General features: G+C 60.8%; 17 protein-coding genes and 2 rRNA genes. 8 read left to right on the forward strand and 11 right to left on the reverse strand.

Annotation, left to right across the window (positions count from 1 at the left end; genetic code table 11):
* Both BI292_RS28305 and BI292_RS28310 read right to left on the reverse strand, forming a co-directional pair.
* The coding region (locus BI292_RS28305; protein ID WP_157831322.1) for a condensation domain-containing protein at positions 1-778 on the reverse strand (778 nt) is incomplete at its 3' end.
* 246 nt (positions 779-1,024) lie between these two features.
* Positions 1,025-1,759: a thioesterase II family protein gene (locus BI292_RS28310; protein WP_101209982.1), complete on the reverse strand. Its 735-nt coding sequence runs from the start codon at positions 1,757-1,759 to the stop codon at positions 1,025-1,027.
* Between the two features lie 132 nt (positions 1,760-1,891).
* On the opposite strand from BI292_RS28310, the gene BI292_RS28315 reads away from it, so the two are divergent.
* Positions 1,892-3,025 carry a cupin-like domain-containing protein gene (locus BI292_RS28315; RefSeq protein ID WP_101209983.1) on the forward strand — a complete coding sequence of 378 codons (1,134 nt, stop codon included), beginning with the start codon at positions 1,892-1,894 and terminating at the stop codon, positions 3,023-3,025.
* A 113-nt stretch (positions 3,026-3,138) separates the two neighbouring features.
* Here the strand turns inward: BI292_RS28315 and BI292_RS28320 are convergent, their stop codons facing one another.
* Entirely contained in the window at positions 3,139-4,311 is a 1,173-nt protein-coding gene (locus BI292_RS28320; RefSeq protein ID WP_101209984.1) for an MFS transporter, read from the reverse strand.
* A gap of 175 nt (positions 4,312-4,486) precedes the next feature.
* Between BI292_RS28320 and BI292_RS28325 the strand changes: the two genes are divergently transcribed.
* The 4 genes from BI292_RS28325 (at position 4,487) to BI292_RS28340 (ending at position 8,805) form a co-directional block, all read left to right on the forward strand.
* Positions 4,487-5,287 (forward strand): glucose 1-dehydrogenase, encoded by an 801-nt coding sequence (locus BI292_RS28325; RefSeq protein ID WP_101209985.1) that lies wholly within the window; start codon positions 4,487-4,489, stop codon positions 5,285-5,287.
* Positions 5,280-7,106, forward strand: a complete 1,827-nt coding sequence (locus tag BI292_RS28330) for a glycoside hydrolase family 15 protein (protein WP_101209986.1) — start codon at positions 5,280-5,282, stop codon at positions 7,104-7,106. The genes BI292_RS28325 and BI292_RS28330 overlap by 8 nt, the downstream gene beginning before the upstream one ends.
* 285 nt (positions 7,107-7,391) lie before the next feature.
* Entirely contained in the window at positions 7,392-7,787 is a 396-nt protein-coding gene (locus BI292_RS28335) for a hypothetical protein (RefSeq protein ID WP_101209987.1), read from the forward strand.
* 115 nt (positions 7,788-7,902) lie between these two features.
* Positions 7,903-8,805, forward strand: a complete 903-nt coding sequence (locus BI292_RS28340) for an alpha/beta fold hydrolase (protein WP_256592750.1) — start codon at positions 7,903-7,905, stop codon at positions 8,803-8,805.
* On the opposite strand, the gene BI292_RS28345 is transcribed toward BI292_RS28340, so the two are convergent.
* Entirely contained in the window at positions 8,774-9,757 is a 984-nt protein-coding gene (locus tag BI292_RS28345) for a GlxA family transcriptional regulator (protein WP_101209989.1), read from the reverse strand. The genes BI292_RS28340 and BI292_RS28345 overlap by 32 nt on opposite strands.
* A 91-nt stretch (positions 9,758-9,848) precedes the next feature.
* Between BI292_RS28345 and inhA the strand changes: the two genes are divergently transcribed.
* A complete protein-coding gene (gene inhA, locus BI292_RS28350; protein WP_101209990.1) occupies positions 9,849-10,532 on the forward strand; it encodes an isonitrile hydratase in 684 nt (227 codons plus the stop codon).
* Positions 10,533-11,253: 721 nt separating this feature from the next.
* Here the strand turns inward: inhA and BI292_RS28355 are convergent.
* Positions 11,254-11,742, reverse strand: a complete 489-nt coding sequence (locus BI292_RS28355) for an SRPBCC family protein (protein WP_092279713.1) — start codon at positions 11,740-11,742, stop codon at positions 11,254-11,256.
* 322 nt (positions 11,743-12,064) lie between these two features.
* On the opposite strand from BI292_RS28355, the gene BI292_RS28360 reads away from it, so the two are divergent.
* Positions 12,065-12,469, forward strand: coding sequence for a lysozyme inhibitor LprI family protein (locus BI292_RS28360; RefSeq protein ID WP_101209991.1), 405 nt, complete (start codon positions 12,065-12,067; stop codon positions 12,467-12,469).
* 176 nt (positions 12,470-12,645) lie between these two features.
* Here BI292_RS28360 and BI292_RS28365 read toward each other — a convergent pair whose 3' ends face one another.
* From BI292_RS28365 to BI292_RS28375, 3 genes are all read right to left on the reverse strand, one after another.
* Positions 12,646-13,671, reverse strand: a complete 1,026-nt coding sequence (locus BI292_RS28365; protein ID WP_101209992.1) for a histone deacetylase family protein — start codon at positions 13,669-13,671, stop codon at positions 12,646-12,648.
* 132 nt (positions 13,672-13,803) lie between these two features.
* Positions 13,804-15,033: a Zn-dependent hydrolase gene (locus BI292_RS28370; RefSeq protein WP_101209993.1), complete on the reverse strand. Its 1,230-nt coding sequence runs from the start codon at positions 15,031-15,033 to the stop codon at positions 13,804-13,806.
* 22 nt (positions 15,034-15,055) lie between these two features.
* Complete coding sequence (locus tag BI292_RS28375; RefSeq protein ID WP_101209994.1) at positions 15,056-16,366, reverse strand: MFS transporter; 1,311 nt, start codon at positions 16,364-16,366, stop codon at positions 15,056-15,058.
* Positions 16,367-16,529: 163 nt separating this feature from the next.
* Between BI292_RS28375 and BI292_RS28380 the strand changes: the two genes are divergently transcribed.
* On the forward strand, positions 16,530-17,465 hold the full coding sequence (locus tag BI292_RS28380; RefSeq protein ID WP_101209995.1) for a LysR family transcriptional regulator: 936 nt from the start codon (positions 16,530-16,532) through the stop codon (positions 17,463-17,465).
* Positions 17,466-17,510: 45 nt separating this feature from the next.
* On the opposite strand, the gene mrdA is transcribed toward BI292_RS28380, so the two are convergent.
* The 3 genes from mrdA to BI292_RS28395 form a co-directional block, all read right to left on the reverse strand.
* Complete coding sequence (gene mrdA, locus BI292_RS28385) at positions 17,511-19,403, reverse strand: penicillin-binding protein 2 (protein WP_101209996.1); 1,893 nt, start codon at positions 19,401-19,403, stop codon at positions 17,511-17,513.
* A 220-nt stretch (positions 19,404-19,623) separates the two neighbouring features.
* A 5S ribosomal RNA gene (gene rrf, locus BI292_RS28390) occupies positions 19,624-19,739 on the reverse strand.
* Positions 19,740-19,921: 182 nt separating this feature from the next.
* A 23S ribosomal RNA gene (locus BI292_RS28395) occupies positions 19,922-20,176 on the reverse strand; the annotation flags it as partial.

Below are 20,176 nucleotides of genomic sequence, written 5' to 3' on the forward strand. Positions count from 1 at the left end.
GATCGAGCGGCAACTCCAGCACCGGATGCTCATCGCCCAACTGCGCCTGCCAGTATTGCAGTTGCCGCGCCTGCTCCCCGGCTTCCAGCCAGCGGCGCTGCCACAGCGCGTAGTCGCTGTACTGGATCGGCAATGCCGCCAGTTGCGGTTGCGCGCCGGCATCATGGGCGTCGTAGCAACGGATGAACTCGTCGATCAGCACGTTCATCGACCAACCATCGGAAACGATGTGGTGCAGGGTCAGCAGCAACACGTGTTGCTGCTCGGCGAGTTGCAGCAACTCGACTCGCAGCAGCGGACCGACGGCCAGGTCGAACGGCTGCAACGACTGTTGCTCGGCTGCTTGCGACACCGCCGTTTCACGCTCGGCGACCGGCAAAGCGCGCAGGTCGAGGTGCTCGATGCGCAGCGGCGCAGTGGTCGGCACTTGTTGCAGGCTGTCATCGGGCTGGCGCTGGAATACGGTGCGCAGGGTTTCGTGACGCGCGACCAGGCTGGCAAACGCCTGATCCAGCGCAGTCAGGTTCAACCGACCGGTGAGGCGTACCGCGCCGGGCAAGTTGTAGGCGCCACTTTGCGGGTCGAGCTGCCAGAGAAACCACATGCGTTGCTGGGCGTAGGACAGCGCTTGGCGGTCCTGCGCCTCAACCCCTTGGGGGATCGGGAAACGGGCGAAATCCACGCCTTCCTTTTGCAAGGCCGCTAGGAACATCTGGCGCTTTTCAAGGGGCAACCCGATAAACCGGCGAGCAAGTTTCAAGGAGTCTTCAGCATTCATTTCTTAGCATCCGGATCAGTAGGCAGGAAGCACAAAGGCACGTCGTCCCTATAAAACGAATGCAGACCGGAAAAATTAGCGAATGAGAATAAGTGTCAGCAAGGTGATGCGCGGGGATGTGCTGAACATGCAAAACCCTGTAGGAGTGAGCCTGCTCGCGATGGGGTCCACACAGGCAACATTCATGTTGCCCGCAAGGTCGTCATCGCGAGCAGACTCACTCCTGCAAAGGCTGATTCAGATAAGTCAGGCGCTTGTGGCCATGGCGTGGCGGCGATGGTGTACGTCCAGTTGATCCTTGATCACTCGCAACACCTTGGCTTCGTGCTCATGAATAAAGAAGTGGCCGCCGGCGAGCATGTCCACCGAGAAACTGCCTTGGGTTTCCTTGCTCCAGCCGATCAATTGTTCGGTGGTGGCCTTGTCGGCCTTGCCGCCGAGCACGTGCACCGGGCATTTGAGCAAGGGCCGCTGAACCGGTTGGAAGCGCCCGCACAAAAGAAAATCGGCGCGCAGCACCGGCAGTGTCAAGCTCATCAATTCTTCATTGGCCAGCACTTCTTCGCTGGTGCCATTGAGCGTGCGCAGCTGCTCGATCAGCTCGGCATCGGTCTTCGGTTCGGCAAACCCGCGATCATAATCGGCGCGCATGCTCGGCGCCGCCGTGCCCGAGGCGAACAGTGCCACCGGTTCCGGGCAACCGAGTGCGCGAAAGGCGTGGGCCAATTCGCACGCCATCAGCGCGCCGAGGCTGTGGCCGAACAAGGCGTACGGGGCTTTCAAGGTCGGGCGCAATTCCCTCGCCAGTTGCATCGCCAGCGCCCGCATGTCGGTGTGCAACGGTTCGTCGAACCGCGCGCCACGGCCCGGCAGTTCGACGGGTTGCAATTGCAGCCATTCCGGCAATTTGCGCCGCCAGCGGCTGTAGACCATGGCGCTGGCGCCGGAATACGGCAGGCACAGCAGGGTCAGTTGGGTCACCGTGGGCTCCTCGAAAAGATGGGTCTACCCAAAGGAACGGCCCGGCGCCGACGGGAATTAGTCACGGCGGGTTAAATTTCCCCCGCAGGCGCTCGTCTCCTCATCAGACCAAAACCAACAAGAGTGCACGCTGTGGACCTGCAGACCATCCTGGGCAAACTGTTCGCCAATGCCGGCGCTGTCGGCATCAAAGGGGTTTTTCAATTCGTCTTCGGCCCGCATCAGGCGTACTGGTCCGAGGTCAAGGCCCGCAGCCGCACTGAAACCGGGCGCCATCCCAGCCCCGACGTGACCATTGAAGTGGCGCAAGACGACTTTCTCGGAATCATGGGCGGCAGTGTCAACGTCGAGGAACTGTTCGCCAGCGGTCGCCTGAAAATCGGCGGCAACATGGGCCTGGCGACGATGCTGCCGCAGATCATCGACCATGCCCGGCATGGCGGCGCCGTCGCGCAAAAAGTCGATATGAACAAACGCTACCCGACCCCGCCGCGCCTCAGCGAACGCCTGACCGCCAGCCTGCCGACCCAGCGCACCGTTGAACGGCGCCCGCGCAGGGAACTGTCGAAAGACCAGTTCGACAGCGACTATTTGCCCCACGGCATCCCGCTGGTGATCAGCGACGCTTTGCAGGACTGGCCGCTGTTCAAGCTCAGCCGCGAAGAGTCCCTGGTGCATTTCGCCGAACTGCAAGGCATCACCCGCCACGGCGATTATGTGAAGAAGACGTTTTCCACCGAGCGGGATTTTCGCTCCACCTCCATGGCCGAGTTCATTGCGTCGCTCGACAGCCCGGCGGTCAAAGGCGTGAATGGCGAGCCGCCGGCGTACATGGGCAACAACATCCTGCCGGCGCAATTGCTGCAACAAATCAAGTACCCGCCCTACTTCGATCCATCGCTGTTTATTGCGCCGCGCATCTGGATCGGCCCGAAAGGCACGCTGACGCCACTGCACCGCGACGACACCGACAATCTGTTCGCGCAGGTCTGGGGCCAGAAGACTTTTACCCTGGCCGCGCCGCATCATCGCGAGGCGTTGGGAACCTGGTCCACGGCGCCGCAGGGCGGCCTCGATGGTTGCGATTTCAACCCGGATGCGCCGGACTATCAACGCTTCCCCACCGCCCGCGACGTGACGTTTTTGCGGGTGACGCTGGAGGCCGGGGATTTGCTGTTTTTGCCCGAGGGCTGGTTCCATCAGGTGGAATCGGTGTCGACGTCGTTGTCGGTGAATTTCTGGGTCAATTCGGGGCGCGGCTGGTAACTGCGCCTGAACCCTGTGGGAGTGAGCCTGCTCGCGATTGCTCCGGGGCATTTAGCCGGGTGGTCGACTGACATAACGCCTTCGCGAACAGGCTCACGCCTACAGGCGAAACTTCATTTCAGATGACGGAAGCTCTGGATCGCCGAGCCAAGCACCACTGCCCCGGCCGCGATCGCCATCCAGAAACCGCTGCGCGCGCCGAACGCATCCACCAGCCACCCGGAACTCGCCGCGCCAATCGCCACGCCGATGCTTAACCCGGTAACCAGCCATGTCAGGCCTTCAGTCAGTTTCGCCGGCGGCACGATGCGCTCGACCAACGCCATTGCCACAATCAGCGTCGGCGCAAAGAACAATCCGGCGACAAACACCGCCAGCGACAATCCGAAAATGTTCGTCGCCAACAACAACGGCAACGTGGTCACCGCAGTCATCACGCCGCCATACAGAAACAATCGCGGCAACGGCACTTTCGAGCGCAACGCGCCAAACGCCAGCCCGGCCAGGCACGAGCCGATGGCGTAAACCGACAGCACAATACTCGCCGCCGCCGGTTGCCCCTGTTGCTGGGCGAACGCCACGCTGACCACATCGATCACCCCGACGATGATGCCCATCGCGGTCATCAACAGCATCAGCAAGCGGATTTCCCCAGAACGAATGATCGAACCCATGTGATGAGTTTCATGCGCATGCACCGGCGGTTCGGTGCCGCGTTGCAAGACAAACGCGGTCACGCCAATCGCCAGCATCAGCAACGCCGCCAACGGCCCGGCCTCGGGAAACGCGACCACGCACAGACCGACCGACAGCGGCGGGCCGACGATGAAACAAACTTCATCCAGCACCGATTCCAGCGCATAAGCGGTCTGCAATTGCGGCTGGCCGCGATACAGCTCGGTCCAGCGCGCGCGGACCATCGCCGACATGCTCGGCATGCAGCCGGCCAGCGCGGCGAAGACAAACAGCGTCCAGTGCGGCGCCTGCAATCGCGTGCAAAGCAACAGCAGCAATAGCGCCCCGCCTCCCACCAGCGCCGACACCGGCAAGATCCGGCTCTGGCCATAACGGTCGACCAGCCGCGACACCTGCGGCGCACAAAACGCCGTGGCCAAGGCAAACGTCGCCGCCACCGCACCGGCCAAGCCATAACCGCCCTTCAACTGCGCGAGCATGGTGATCAGGCCGATGCCAGTCATGGAAATCGGCATGCGCGCGATCATCCCGGCCAGCACAAACGCACGCGCGCCGGGCGCCTGGAACAGTTCGCGGTAAGGGTTTGCCATGGAATGCGGGCCTCGATTCGGGCCTGCAAGTTGCCATAAGGCGGGTGGCGGGGAAAGCGTGGAATTGTTGGCGGAATGTGAAGGCGCCATCGGCAGCGCCGTTACCGCACAAATGAACTCTCGGCCCACCCCGTCAGTCAGCTACTTAGGCCCTCAACTCAAGGCGCTAGCGCTCATGCAGATTTCCCTCGATCAACAAGTTGCACTCGTCACCGGCGCCAGTTCCGGCATCGGCGCTGGCGCCGCGAAAGCACTGGCCGCGGCCGGTGCTGCGGTGGTCATCAACTACAATTCCCAGGCTGAACCGGCCGAAGCACTGGCCAGACAAATCAATGACAGCGGTGGCCGCGCCATCGCCATCGGCGCCGATGTCTCGAAAGAGGCCGACGTCGAACGGCTGTTCGCCGAGACCCTCAAGGCCTTTGGTTTCCTCGATATTCTGGTGGCCAATTCCGGCATGCAAAAAGACGCGAACGCCGTGGACATGAGCCTCGACGACTGGAATAAAGTCATCGGCGTCAACCTTACCGGGCAGTTCCTTTGCGCCCGCGCGGCGTTGCGGATTTTCAACCAGCAAGGTGTTCGCCAAGGCGTGTCGCGCGCCGCTGGCAAAATCATCCACATGAGTTCGGTGCACCAGCGCATTCCGTGGGCCGGGCACGTCAATTACGCCGCGTCCAAGGGCGGCGTCGACATGTTGATGCAGACCCTCGCGCAAGAAGTCAGCCATCAGAAAATCCGCATCAACGGCGTCGCGCCGGGGGCGATTCGCACGGCAATCAACCGCGCGGCCACCGAGGGCGATGCCGAGCAGAAACTCCTCGAACTGATCCCTTACGGTCGCGTCGGTGACGTCGAGGACATCGCCAACGCGGTGGTTTTCCTGGCCTCCGATGCGTCCGACTACATCGTCGGCACAACCCTGTTTATCGACGGCGGCATGAGCCTCTATCCGGAGTTCCGTGGCAATGGCTGATCATCATTCCGAACGACAAAGTGCCATCGACGCCCACGGCATCATTGGCGATATGCGCAGCGCGGCGCTGGTCAACGACAAGGGCAGCGTGGATTTTTTCTGCTGGCCGGAGTTCGACAGCCCGTCGATATTCTGCTCGCTGCTGGACACGCCCGAAGCGGGGATTTTCCAGTTGTCACCGGATTTGCCCGACGCGCGCCGCGAGCAGATTTACCTGCCTGACACCAACGTCCTGCAAACCCGCTGGCTGAGCGATCACGCGGTGGTCGAAGTCACCGACCTGCTGCCGATCGGCGACAACGAAGACGACTTGCCGCTGCTGATGCGCCGGGTGCGCGTGGTCAGCGGCACGGCGACCCTGCGCATGCGTTGCGCGGTGCGCCATGACTACGCGCGCGCAGCGACGACGGCGCAAATGGACGGCGACGACGTGGTGTTTACAGCGCCGGACCAGCCGTCGATGCGGCTCAATTCCGATCATCCGTTGATCCTGGATGGCGCTGCCGCGACCGCCGAATTCACCCTCGAACAGGGGCAAAGTGCCGCGTTTTTGTTGGGCGCCATCGACGATTCGCGCTTTCAGGAAGGCGCCGCCCAGTTGTGCATCGAGCGCACGCTGAAGTTCTGGCGTGACTGGATCGGCCAGTCCAACTATCGCGGTCGCTGGCGCGAAATGGTCAACCGCTCGGCCCTCGCGTTGAAGCTGCTGACCTCGCGCAAACACGGGGCAATCCTCGCCGCCGCGACCTTCGGCCTGCCGGAAACCGCGGGCGGCGAGCGCAATTGGGATTACCGCTACACGTGGATCCGCGACGCCTCGTTCACCGTGTACGCGTTCATGCGCCTGGGCTTCGTCACCGAGGCCAACGCCTACATGAAGTGGTTGCGCGGACGCGTCAGCGACTGCAATGGCAGCCCGATGAAACTGAACATTCTGTACGCCGTCGACGGCCGTCAGGAACTGCCGGAAACCGAGCTCACGCACTTCGCCGGACATGGCGGGGCGAAACCGGTGCGCATCGGCAATCAGGCTTACGAGCAGGTTCAGCTCGACATCTTCGGCGAGCTGATGGACGCGGTGTATCTGGTCAACAAGTACGGCGACGCGATCTCCCACGAAGGCTGGCAACACGCGGTGCAAGTGGTCGATCAGGTCTGCGAAACCTGGCAGCAAAAGGACGTCGGAATCTGGGAAATGCGCGGCGAGCAACATCACTTTCTGCACTCGCGATTGATGTGCTGGGTGGCGCTGGACCGGGCGATTCGCCTGGCCTCGAAACGTTCGCTGCCGGCGCCGTTTGCACGCTGGGACGAAACCCGTCAGGCGATTTATGCGGACATCTGGGAAAACTTCTGGAACGAAGAACGCGGACATTTCGTGCAGTACATGGGCGGTACGGCGCTGGACGGCTCGATGCTGCTGATGCCGCTGGTGCGTTTTGTCAGCGCCAAGGATCCGCGTTGGCTGGCGACGCTGGAAGCGATCCAGAAAACCCTGGTGCGCGACGGCATGGTGTATCGCTATCGCAACGACGATGCGCAGATTGATGGTCTGGCCGGCACCGAAGGCGCGTTTGCGGCGTGTTCGTTCTGGTATGTGGAATGCCTGGCGCGGGCCGGACAGGTCGAAAAGGCGCATCTGGAGTTTGAACAGTTGCTGCGGTATGCCAATCCGCTGGGGTTGTACGCCGAAGAGTTCGACAGCCACGCGCGGCATCTGGGCAATACGCCGCAGGCGTTGTCGCACTTGGCGTTGATCAGCGCGGCGAGTTTTCTCGATCGCAAACTGAGTGGTGAGAAGAGCTCCTGGCAGCCTTGAATGTGGTCTGACGGAATCAGCTGTTGTCGGAATATTCGCTTTTGCGAGAAGGTTTTGTCGCAGTAATGTCTGCCGGCGATCAATAGAAATGGGCTTTGTCGGCCAAACCAAAGGGTTGTGCAGGGTTGCTGCGGTTTCGGTTAAAAAAACCGCTGCCGTTGCCCTGCCAACCCTGCGTCCGGCACCGGCAAATACCTTGTTGCCAGCTGTTACATCCGCCCCTAACATTCACCGTCAACGGGTACAGCGGAGCTGTCCAACAAAACCCGAATTCAAGGAACCTGAATGATCCAGCGCATCCACCGCACCATCGACGCCCCACTGCGCTCCGGTCTGAACCGGAATGAACTGTGGGAAGCCCCTGACATGGGCCTGATCAAATGCTGGGAAATCGGCCGCCAGCGCGCCAGCCGTTTCCCCAACGTCGCCCAACAGTGCCTCGCCGGTGAGCTGCCGGTGCTGGGCTGGAAAGGAGGCGTGAGCCGCAGCCTGAAAAAACTCGAAAAGTACGGATCGCTGAAATACCTGGCGCAATGGCAAGGCTTGCGCGGGGAAGATCTGGACATCGATCTGGCCGTGGAGAAAGCACTGACCTGCTCGCGGACCAAAATGGTGGTGACGTTCACGCCGGACCGCACCAAGTATTTCAACCAGATGGCCGAGGCAGAAGCCCAGAGCTGACGCAGTTTTTTGCGGTGCAAAAATCCCGCTGTGGCGAAATACGTACCTGTGGCTGTGTGGGACGGTTTCATCAGCATGAATGTTTTTGCCGGTGCCCATTTTCAGGAGTTCTCTCGTGACCCAGTCGCCAGCCGTCCACTACGTTGAAACGCCGCACCTGAACATCGCTTATGAACAGCACGGCCCCAGCAGCGGCGAGCCAATCATTCTGCTGCACGGTTTCCCCTACTCGCCGCGCGGTTACGATGAAGTCGCCCCGGCCCTCGCCGCCCAAGGTTATCGCGTCATCGTCCCGTACCTGCGCGGCTACGGTCTGACCCGGTTCAAGCACCCGGACACGCCGCGCTCCGGCCAGCAAGCGGTGCTTGCGCAGGACTTGCTGGACCTGATGGACGCCCTCGCCCTCCCGCACGCCGCGCTTTGCGGCTACGACTGGGGTGGACGCGCGGCATGCATCGTCGCGGCGCTGTGGCCGCAGCGGGTTCGCTGCCTGGTCACTGGCGATGGCTACAACGTGCAGAACATTCCCGGCTCGATTCGGCCGCTGGATCCTGAGACCGAGCATCGGCTCTGGTATCAGTATTATTTCCACACTCCGCGCGGCGTCGAAGGCTTGACCGATAACCGTCGCGCGCTGTGCGAACTGCTTTGGCGCCTATGGTCGCCGACTTGGGCGCGCAACGCCGAGCGTTATCCGTTGAGCGCGCCGGCCTTCGACAACACCGATTTCGTCGAAGTGGTGATTCACTCGTATCGGCATCGCTTCATGTATGCCCCCGGCGATCCGGCGCTGGAATGGATCGAAGATGCGCTGGCCAGACAGCCGACCATCGGCGTGCCGACGATTTCCCTGTGCGGCGCCGACGATGGTGTGGGACCGGCCCCGGAGCACGACGAAGACCTCGAGCATTTCACCGGTCAATATGAGCGCCGGGTGTTGGCGGGCGTCGGCCATAACATTCCCGAAGAAGCGCCCGAAGCGACGATCAAAGCGCTACTGGATCTGCTGCAAGGCTGACACTGAAGCGTTCGCGATAGGCTTGCGGCGTCACACCGATGGCACGCAGGAAGCTGCGGCGCAGGGTTTCTTCGCTGCCAAAGCCGCATTGCGCGGCGACGCGTTTGATCGCCACGCCGGTGTCGCTGAGCAAGCGGCGCGCGGTCTCGACGCGGATCAGTTCGATGGCGCGCGCCGGGGTTTGACCGGTGTCGGAACGGTAATGGCGGATGAAGCTGCGTTCGCTCATGCCGGCCTGTAGCGCCAGGGTGGCGACGCCGAGGTCTTTGGTCAGATTTTCGCTGATCCAGGCATGCAGTTCGTCGAAGCGATTGCCTTCCTGCTGTAGCGACAGCGTGACGCTGAATTGTGATTGACCGCCCGGACGCTTGAGAAACACCACCAATTGCCGCGCAACGTCGAGGGCCATGGCGCGGCCGAGGTCTTCTTCGACCATGGCCAGCGCCAGATCGATGCCCGCGGTGACGCCGGCGGAGGTCCAGATCGGGCCGTCGTTGATGAAGATCGGGTTGGGCTCGACGCGCAGCTGCGGATGTTTTTGCGCCAACTCATCGCAACGTGTCCAGTGTGTCACCACGCGCCGACCGTCAAGCCAACCGCTGGCCGCCAGCAAAAATGCACCGGTGCACACTGACGACACGCGGCGGCAACGCGATGCGTGTTCACGCACCCAAGCCACCAGTGGCTGATCCTCGGCCGCCGCGTACACACCCCAACCGCCAGCGATGATCAACGTATCGCTGGGGGCTGGCGGCAATGGCTCGGCCAACAGCGCCAACCCAGCGGAGGACATCACCGCCCCGCCACCGCTGGCGATCACGGTCGGCGCGTACGGCGCAGACAAACCCTGTTGGCGCGCGATGTCGTTGGCCGAAGCAAACACCTGCAACGGCCCGGTGACGTCGAGCAGTTGCACATTGGCGAACGCGAGCACATGGATGGCTTTAGGCATGATTGGCGGGATTCGTGGGGTAATTGGCGGATGCGCCAAATCCTACGAGCCTACAGTGAAGCCGTCCACCCCCAACTCAGGAGAAAATGCCATGGCGCTGCAGATCGGTTTTTTGCTGTTTCCGCAGGTTCAACAATTGGACCTGACCGGGCCGTATGACGTGCTGGCCTCGCTGCCGGACGTGAACCTGCATTTGATCTGGAAGGACCTGATGCCGGTGACCGCGAGTACCGGGCTGGTGCTGAAACCGACCACCACGTTCGACGATTGCCCGGCGCTGGACGTGATCTGCATTCCCGGAGGCGCCGGGGTCGGGCCGTTGATGGAGGATGAAGCGACCTTGGCGTTTATCAACACGCAAGGCGCCAATGCGCGTTATGTGACGTCGGTGTGCACCGGCTCGCTGGTGCTCGGCGCGGCCGGCCTGCTCAAGGGCAAACGCGCGACCACGCACTGGGCGTATCACGATTTGCTCGGGACCTTGGGCGCGGTGCCGGTGAATGAGCGGGTGGTGCGCGACGGCAATTTGCTGACGGGAGGCGGAATCACCGCCGGCATCGACTTTGCCCTGACCCTGGCCGCCGAACTCTTCGACGAGGACACCGCGCAGGTCATCCAGCTGCAACTGGAATACGCGCCGGCCCCACCTTTCCAGGCCGGCAGCCCCGACACCGCGCCGCACACTATCGTGCAAGAAGCGCAGCGGCGCGCGGCACCGTCGTATCAACAGCGTAAAGCGATCACCGAACGCGCAGCGGCCAGACTCGGGATTTGAATAGGCCTGAACCGGGCTGAACTGACCTGGCCTGGCCTGGCATAACCTGGCATAACCTGGCCTGGCTTGGCTTGGCCTGTGGGAGCGAGGCTTGCCCGCGAACAACGATGACGCGGTGTTACAGGGAAACCGCATCATCGTTGTTCGCGGGCAAGCCTCGCTCCTACAAGAGACGGGTTTTCGATGGGCGAAAAAAAACCCGCCTAAGCGGGTTCTCAAGACCATCGCGACATCCTGTCGGCAGCCATCCTGGCTAATGGTCGATCATCCATGATCCTGAGCACTTCCTGTGCTTCAGTTGATGGATCCAGAATAAGTGCTTCGCGGCAGGTTAAACAGACGACATACCCGCACCCGCGTGTAAGCGTTTGACCATAGGCAGCAAAATCGCAGTTTTCGACAGACCAAAAAAAACCCGCCGAAGCGGGTTTTTCCCAAGACCATTACGACTCCCTGTCGGCAGCGTGTCCTTGCTTATGGTCGATCATCCGTGATCCTGAGCACTCCCTGTGCTTCAGTTGATGAGGCTAGATTACGCTTCGGATCCAATGCGCAATAGACGACATAGCTACCAATGCGTGTAAGACATTCGCTATAGCGACCCTTCCGCAAACCCTTAGGCGACTAGGGCATCAAGCCTGCACGCCTTGATTTACAAGGCTCTCAGCTGCGCATTGGTCGCCATGACCGCCCCACCCACCTAAAACCCAACCGCAGCCAATCAATCGCCCTGCTGTTCAAGAATCTTCGCGGCGGGTTCCAAAAATTCTTCAATATTGCTCATCTGCTCATCCCAGCCACGGCTGTCCATGCGGAACGCCTTGAGCCGGCGATTTTGCGGAATATGGTCAAAACCGGATTCAGTCACCTTCAGCAACGTGCCGTTATCCATGTCTTCGAGCTCGAACAGCACCAGCGTGGTCGGCTCTTGGGAATAATCGACGTCAGGCTCGACCGCATACGGGTGCCAGCGAAACGAAAACACCCGCTCCGGCTCGACCCGTTCGACCAACACATTCCACAGCAAGTGCTCATAACCGGGATAGGTAATCTGCCCCTGCGTCCACTCACCCGCAACAAAGCGCTTGCCCTCAAGCGCCACGCCAAACCATTGGCCAAACGCCTCGGCATTGGCCACCACGCGCCAGACTTGCGAACGCGGCGACTTGAGCAAAATCTTCCTTTCGATACGATCTGATGCTGGATTCATAAGTCACCTCCTGTAAAGAACAGTAGGCCTGTAAGACCACAAGACCAACCCTAAAGTTGTATCAAGCACGGGAGCAATCGCTAAGACCTGAAACGAGCGGCTGCGTTTGCGTGCGCACGTTGTGCTTTTGAGGCTTTGAGCGCGAACACATGGCTTCACCTGAAGACGCTTTTCTGTAGGAGTGAGCCTGCTCGCGAAAGCGTTGTTTGAGTCAACCCATCCATCAACTGACAGGCTCGCCCCCACAGGCGCGGTGTTGGATGATGGACTTTCGCTTCGCTACACTGCACTTCAACTTTTCCGATCATCGCGAGGTTCTTCCATGCACTCACGCTTCCTCCTGGCCCTGACGCCATTGTTGTTGTTCAGCACTTTTGCGCAGGCTGTGGACTGTGACAATGCGACCAATCAGGGCGATATGAATCGCTGCGCGGCCGAGCAGAACAAAGCGGCGGACAAGGAGCTGAACGCGCTGTACCAGCAAATCACCAAACGCCTGAAAGACAACCCGGACGCGAAGAAGCTGCTGGTCGGCGCGCAACGTAACTGGGTGGCGTTTCGTGATTCGGAGTGTAAGTTCTCGGCGTCCGGGGTCGACGGCGGCAGCGTTTATCCGCTGATTTACAGCAACTGCACGACGGACCTGACCCAGCAGCGGGTCGAGGCTTTCAAGCGTTATTTGAAGTGTGAAGAAGGTGATTTGAGCTGCCCGGTGCCTGGGGTTTGAGATTGTGGGGGGGCTGATGGCCTCTTCGCGGGCAAGCCTCGCTCCTACCGGTTTGGTGTCGTTGCATTAACCACCAACCGTAGGAGCGAGGCTTGCCCGCGAAGGCTTTCTACCTGACAACCAGGAATCTAAACCTGCCAAAACTCAAAGCTTCCAAAACTCAAAGCTTCCAAAACTCAAACCTGCCAAACCTCTGGCCCAACAAAAAACGCCCGCGCATTATCCTCAAGACTTTCCAGGTGATACCCGCCCTCCTGCACGATCAGGCACGGCAACCCAAGGCTGCGAATCCGTTCGCCCAGCACGGCAAAACCTTCCCGGGTCACCGCGACTTTGCTTTGTGGGTCGAGCTCGAAAATGTCGAAACCCAGCGACAGCACCAATACCTCAGCGCCGAAGTCCTTAACCGCCACCAACGCCACCTCAAGTTGCCCGAGGAAATCCGCTTCACTCGCACCATGCTTCATCGGCAAATTCAGGTTAAAACCCTCTCCCGCCCCGGCGCCGCGCTCGTCGGCAAACCCGGCAACGCCTGGGTAGAAGTTGGTCGGATCGCCATGCACCGAGACGTAAAGCACGTCATCGCGCTGGTAGAAAATCTCTTGAATGCCCTGACCGTGATGCATGTCGGTATCGAGTACCGCGACGCGCTCGAAACCGGCGCGCAGCACTTGCGCCGCGACTGCTGCGTTATTTACGTAGCAGAAACCACCTGCCGCTTCGGCGCGGGCATGGTGACCGGGCGGACGGCATAACGCGTACGCCGCCGGTTCGCCATCAAGCAACGCCTGAGCGCCGGCAATCGCGCTTTGCGCCGACCAATACGCCGAGCGCCAGGTCTGCTCGCCGACCGGGCAACTGCCATCGGCGAGATAACGCGCGGCTTGCGCCAAAATCCCGCGCAAGGCATTGGGCTCGCGGACGAAGATATTCGACATGACTTCATCGCCCCAGTCTTCGGGGATTTCTTTCCAGCGCTGATGGGCTTCCTGAAGGAAGGTCAGGTACGGCGCGCCGTGCACGGCCAGCAACGGTTGAAGTCCGGCGTCGATTGGTTGCTCGACGCTGAAACCGAGGGAATGCGCAGCCTGCACCAGTCGCTGCGCGCGCTCGGGCACTTCTTGTGGCGTGCGCATCTGTCCGCGCGAATAGTAGCTGCGTGGATGGTGGAGCAATTGTTCGGCATGGAAAAAACTGCGCATGGGATAAATTCCTGTCAGTTACGAAAACTTTGGCCCGCCCTCAAACTCCGTGGCGAGCGAGCTTGCTCGCGCCGGGCTGCGAAGCGGCCCCAAGACTCTTGTCAGTGATGAGGGCCTGTACCGGCCCCAGTCCTAATTGACCACGCCGGCCCGAGCCAGCACGGCATTGAGCAAAACGTCGGTGCCTTGGCGCACATCGTCCGGCAGCACATCTTCGGCTTCGTTATGACTCAAGCCGCCAACACAGGGGATAAACACCATCGCCGTCGGACAGAAGCGCGCGAGGTGAATCGCGTCGTGCCCGGCGCCGCTGACAATCGATTGCTGGGTGTAACCGAGGGCGTCCACCGCTTGCTGCACCGCCGCCACGCACTCGGCGTCGAACGGCGTGGCCGGGCTGATCCAGTGCGGGGTGATCGTCAGTTGCAGTCCGCGAGCATCGGCAATCGCCTGAAGTCGCGAACGCACTTGCTGCTCCATCGCCGCAATCGTCGCGTCATGGTGATGACGCAAATCGACGGTGAAATTCACCAGCCCAGGAATGGTGTTGCGCGAGGATTTGTTGATGCTCAATTCGCCGACCGTGGTCAGGCCTTGCGGGGCGAAATCGCTGGCCAATGCTTCGATCGCCTGAATCATCGGCGCGACGCCGTACAGCGCGTCTTTGCGCAACGGCATCGGCGTGGTGCCGGCGTGCGCGGCCATGCCTTCGACGCGTACGTCGAGCCAGCGAATTGCCTGGCCGCCGCTGACCACGCCGATGCTTTTCGCGTTGTCTTCGAGGATCGGGCCTTGCTCAATGTGCGCTTCAAAGTAGGCATCCACCGCGCCGCCCAACGCCCGCTCGCCGGCATATCCGCTGCGCTGCAAGGCTTCGGCGACGCTGATGCCGTCGACGTCACGCACCGCCAGCGCTGCGTCCAAAGACATGACGCCGGTGAACACCGCCGAACCGAACATTGCCGGGGTGAAGCGCGCGCCCTCTTCGTTGGTCCACACCGCCACTTCCAGCGGTTTGCGGGTGCGGATCCCGAGGTCATTGAGGCAACGCAGCACTTCCAGTCCGGCGAGCACGCCGTAGACGCCGTCGAAGCGACCGCCTTCAGGTTGGGTGTCGAGATGACTGCCCATCATCACCGGCGCGGCGTCTGGATCGGTGCCAGCGCGTCGGGCAAACAGATTGCCGATGGCGTCGACGCTGAGGGTCAACCCGGCTTCGCGGCACCAGTGGCAGAAGAGTTCGCGACCGGCCTTGTCTTCATCGCTCAGGGCCAATCGGCAACTGCCGCCGCGCGCCGTCGCGCCGATTTCGGCCATGGCCATCAGGCTCGCCCACAGGCGATCAGCATTAATCTTCAACATCATTAACTCCTCGAAAACTGGATCAGGCGTTGGCCAATTCGATGCGCTCAGCGCTGGCATGTCGGCGCGCCAGGCACAACACGCAGATCAGCGAAGTGGCGGCGATCAGGCTGTAAAACACCGCCAACGGCCACCACTGGCCGGCGAACTTGTGCGCGAGCATCGTGCCGACCAGCGGCGTCAGGCCACCGGCAACAGCGCCGCAAATCTGATAGGCCAGGGAAATCGCGGTGTAGCGCACGCGGGTCTCGAACATGCCGCTGACGTAACCGGCGATCACCGCGTAGAACGAGGCCATGCACACGACCGCCAACGCGATGCCGAGAATGATCAGCGCTGGCTGCGCCGAGCTGACCAGCACGAACATCGGGTACGGCGAGGCCATCGCCAGCACCGACATCAGGCACAGGAAGCGCGTCGCGCCGATCTTCTCGGCGACCCACGCGGCCAGCGGCTGAATGCAGAACTGAATGATCGCCACCACAAACAGGCACTCGAGAACCAGCGAGCGCGGCAACTCGAGTTGTTGGGTGGTGTAAGCGATCATGAAGGTGTTGGTGAAATACACCCCGGCGATGCCCAGCGTGTTGGCGCCAATGCACAGCAGCAGCGGACGCCACGCGGTGCGCAGCACTTCCATCACCGGTGCCTGTTCCTTGCGCGTACTTTTGCTGGCGAGCTCGCGACTGGCGAGGAACTCCGGGGATTCATTCACGCCCAGACGAATCGCCAGCCCGACCAGCAGCAACAGCGCGCTGGCGAGGAACGGCAGACGCCAGCCCCAACTCATCAAGTCTTCTTCCGGCAAACGCGTGACCGCGCTGAACGCGAGCAACGACAGGATCAAACCGGCCGGGCTGCCCAATTGCGCAAACGAGGCGAAAAAGTTGCGACGGCCCTTCGGCGCATGTTCGCCCGCCATCAACACTGCCCCGCCCCACTCGCCACCGACAGCGATGCCCTGGACGATGCGCAGGAGGATCAACAGCACCGGCGCGGCGACGCCGATTTGTCCGTAGGTTGGCAACAAACCGATGCACACCGTGACCACGCCCATCATCAGCAAGGTGATGATCAACGATTTCTTGCGGCCGATGCGGTCGCCGATATGGCCGAAGATAATCCCGCCTAGCGGTCGCGCGAAGAAGCCCACGACGAAGGTGCCGAACGCGGCCATGGTGCTGAACAGTTTGTCGTCGGAGGGGAAAAACAACGCGCCGAATACCAACGCGGCGGCGGTGGCGTAAATGTAAAAGTCGTACCACTCGATCATGGTGCCGATGAAGGCTGCGGCGGCCGCACGGCGCGGTTGTGACGAAGCAAGAGGCTTCATGGGTCTGGGCTCCTTTGGTTATTTTTTTGGCAGGAGTGAAACAGCAATATCGAGGCACTCTGGCGGCGCCTGTCTGGAGGTGATTTATCGTCGCAGGGCTATGATTAGTCAATTTTCTATTTATTATGCGGACTATTACGCCTGCTTATAATCGAGAGTGACCATGGCCGACCGCGACGTGCAACGCTTGCTCAATGACCGTCTGGACTGGAACCTGCTGCGCACCTTTCGGGTGATCGGCCAGGAACTCAGCATCAGCCGTGCCGCCGCCCGCCTGCACTTGACGCAACCGGCGGTGAGCCAAGCGTTGAAGCGCCTGGAAGAACAACTCGGCCGCCAATTGATCGCCCGCCGTGGGCCGCGTTTTGCCCTGACCGAAATCGGCGAGCAGATCTTCGAACTGGCCGGGGAAATCTATGGGCAGATGTCGCAAGTCAGCAGCGTGCTGGAGCAACCGGCCGACGAAGTGATCGGCAAAGTGCGCCTGCTGATCATCAGCCGGATATTCTCTGAGCGTTTCGATGACTTCCTCGCCGACTTTCATCGCCAGCACCCGCGGGTGGATCTGGAAGTGGATGTGATGCGCAGTTCCGACATTGTCAGCGCCCTGCAGGAAAAGACTGCGACGCTGGGCCTGAGCCTCAACCGGCGGCCGCAACCACGCCTGGAACAGCGGTTGTTCCTGCGTCAGCGTTATGCATTTTTTTGCGGCAAGCATCATGGATTATTCGGCCGACAGGACGTCGCCGAGGGGGATTTGCAGCGAGAGAATTTCGTCAGTTTCACCAGCGACCAGATCGGCGGCATGCTTTCGCCGCTGACGATTTTTCGCGATCAGCAGGGCTTCAGCGGACGCATCGTTGCCTCGTCACCGAGCTTGGAAGAAGTCCGGCGCCTGGTGATTGCCGGGTTTGGCATTGGCTGTCTGCCCGAGCACGTGGTGGCGGCCGACGTTGACGCCGGATTGCTCTGGCGCCTGCCGCCCCACGAGGGGATTGCCGATGTCGACATTCATTTGCTGTGGAACCGCGAGCAGCGCATGAGTCGGGCGGAGACGCTGTTTATCGAGAGTTTGCAGGCATGTTTGACGGGCGGCTAGTCAATGACTGATTAGCCGCCCCGTCATTCGAGTTGCGGTGATCGCTCAGACGTGCGGATCACCCGGCGATTTGGCCGGCGTGGCGTATTGCGGCTTCAGATGGCCGTCCTGATCGAGCAGCCAGGCGTCCATGATCTGCCGCACCACAGGGCCGGCAACGCGGCCACCGGCCTCACCGTTTTCGATCATCACCGATATCACGATCTTCGGGTGTTCGGCCGGGGCGAAACCGACGAACAAGGCATTGTCGCGGTTACGCTCCAGCGTTTTGGCGCGGTTGTACCGCTCGCCCTGCTTGATCGCCACAACTTGCGCCGTACCACTCTTGCCCGCGATGCGATATTGCGCGCCGGCCGCCGCAGCCCGGGCAATCCCGCGCGGGTCGTGCATGACCATTTGCATGCCGTGGTTGACCTGCTCCCAGTCGCGCGGGTCCTTGAGCAGAATGTTCGGCATCGGATGCTCGTCTACCGGCGCGACGCCGTCGACGGTCTTGGCCAGATGCGGACGGTTCCACACACCTTTGTTGGCGATCAGCGCGGTGGCTTGTGCCAATTGCAGCGGCGTCACCTGCATGTAGCCCTGGCCGATGCCAAGAATCACTGTTTCACCGGGGAACCAAGGCTGGCGGCGGGTGGCGCGTTTCCACGATTGCGACGGCATCAGGCCGGCAGACTCTTCGAACATATCCAGCGAGACTTTTTCGCCGAGGCCAAACATGGCCATGTAATCGTGCAACCGATCAATGCCGAGTTTGTGCGCGAGGTCGTAGAAGTAGGTGTCGTTGGATCGCATGATCGCCGCGTCCATGTCCACCCAGCCGTCGCCGCTGTGGTTCCAGTTGCGGTACTTGTGATCGAAGTCCGGCAGTTGGTAATAACCGGGATCGAAGACGCGGGTTTGCGGCGTCACTACGCCAGCGTCGAGGCCGGCAATGGCGACTTCCGGTTTGATCGTCGAGCCCGGCGCATAGAGGCCGCGCAGCACGCGGTTGAACAGCGGCCGGTCGATGGAATCGTGCAGCGCCGCGTATTCTTTGAAACTGATGCCGGTGACGAAACTGTTCGGATCAAAACTCGGTTTGCTGACCATCGCCAGCACTTCGCCGGTCGCCGGATCGAGCGCAACCACCGAGCCACGGCGATCACCCAGGGCGTCCTCAGCGGCTTCCTGAAGTTTGACGTCGAGGCTCAGCACGATGTTTTTGCCAGGTATCGGGTCGGTGTGTTTGAGCACCCGAAGTACGCGGCCCTGCGCGTTGGTTTCGACTTCTTCGTAGCCGACGTGACCATGCAACTGCGACTCGTAGAATTTCTCGATACCGGTCTTGCCGATGGATTGGGTGCCGCGATATTCGACGCCGTCGAGCACCTTGGATTCTTTCTCGTTGATGCGCCCGACGTAGCCGATCGAATGCGCGAAGTGCGCGCCCATCGGGTAGTGCCGCACGAATTGCGGCTCAACATCGATTCCCGGCAAGCGAAACTCATTGACCGCTAGAACAGCGATCTGCTCTTCGCTGAGCTCGTAGAACAAGGTCACCGGCACAAACGGATGTCGCCCCTGCTTCATGGCTTTGTCGAACGATGCGCGGTCTTCAGCCGGCAGGTGCAGGAGGCTGATCACTTCGTCCAACTCTTCATTCACATCGACAGCGCGTTCGCGGGTGATGGTGAGGTTGAAGCTGGGGCGGTTGTCGGCCAGAACGACGCCATTGCGGTCGTAGATCAGCCCACGTGTCGGGGTGATCGGCAACACGTGGACACGATTGTTTTCGGAGATGGTCGAGTGGTAATCGAATTCGACGACTTGCAGCACGTAGAGGCGCACTACCAGTGCGCAGGTGATGGCGACCACAAACAAGGCGCAGGCCATCAATCGTTTGTTGACCAGGCGCGTCTCTTTTTCGTGATCCTTGATGGGTATTGGTTCGGGCATTTCTGCAGCAGCTCTTTGACAATGATGGGTGAGCCGATCCGTAGGCTTGAAATCAGTCCGTTAAAAACGAGCTGCACCATACCAAAAACTGCGCGGTCGCTTTAGCGCGATTTCCTCGAACGGTTGTACTTTTTGGCTCGAGCACAGAGCCCGATTTGGTTTTCCTGCTGGCAAAACAAAACCCCTACCTGCATACGCAGATAGGGGTTTCGGAATTTAATCTTGACGATGACCTACTCTCACATGGGGAAACCCCACACTACCATCGGCGATGCATCGTTTCACTACTGAGTTCGGGATGGGATCAGGTGGTTCCAAGGCTCTATGGTCGTCAAGAAATTCGGGTACCGAATCGTGGCCAGATGGCCGCGCTTCAGCAAATTGGGTATGTGACAGCGGTCGGTATTTGTGTGTGGCTTTGTGCACAGTCGAACTTTCGGTTCATTGCGTCTTCACACACCGCAATCTGGTGCTCTTTCGCTTTTCAGCTCGAAGCAAGCAAATTGCTTGGGTGTTATATGGTCAAGCCTCACGGGCAATTAGTATTGGTTAGCTCAACGCCTCACAGCGCTTACACACCCAACCTATCAACGTCGTAGTCTTCGACGGCCCTTCAGGGGACTCAAGGTCCCAGTGAGATCTCATCTTGAGGCTAGTTTCCCGCTTAGATGCTTTCAGCGGTTATCTATTCCGAACATAGCTACCCGGCAATGCCACTGGCGTGACAACCGGAACACCAGAGGTTCGTCCACTCCGGTCCTCTCGTACTAGGA

The organism is Pseudomonas sp. 43NM1 (genome assembly GCF_002836905.1).
GTDB classification, from domain to species: domain Bacteria; phylum Pseudomonadota; class Gammaproteobacteria; order Pseudomonadales; family Pseudomonadaceae; genus Aquipseudomonas; species Aquipseudomonas prosekii.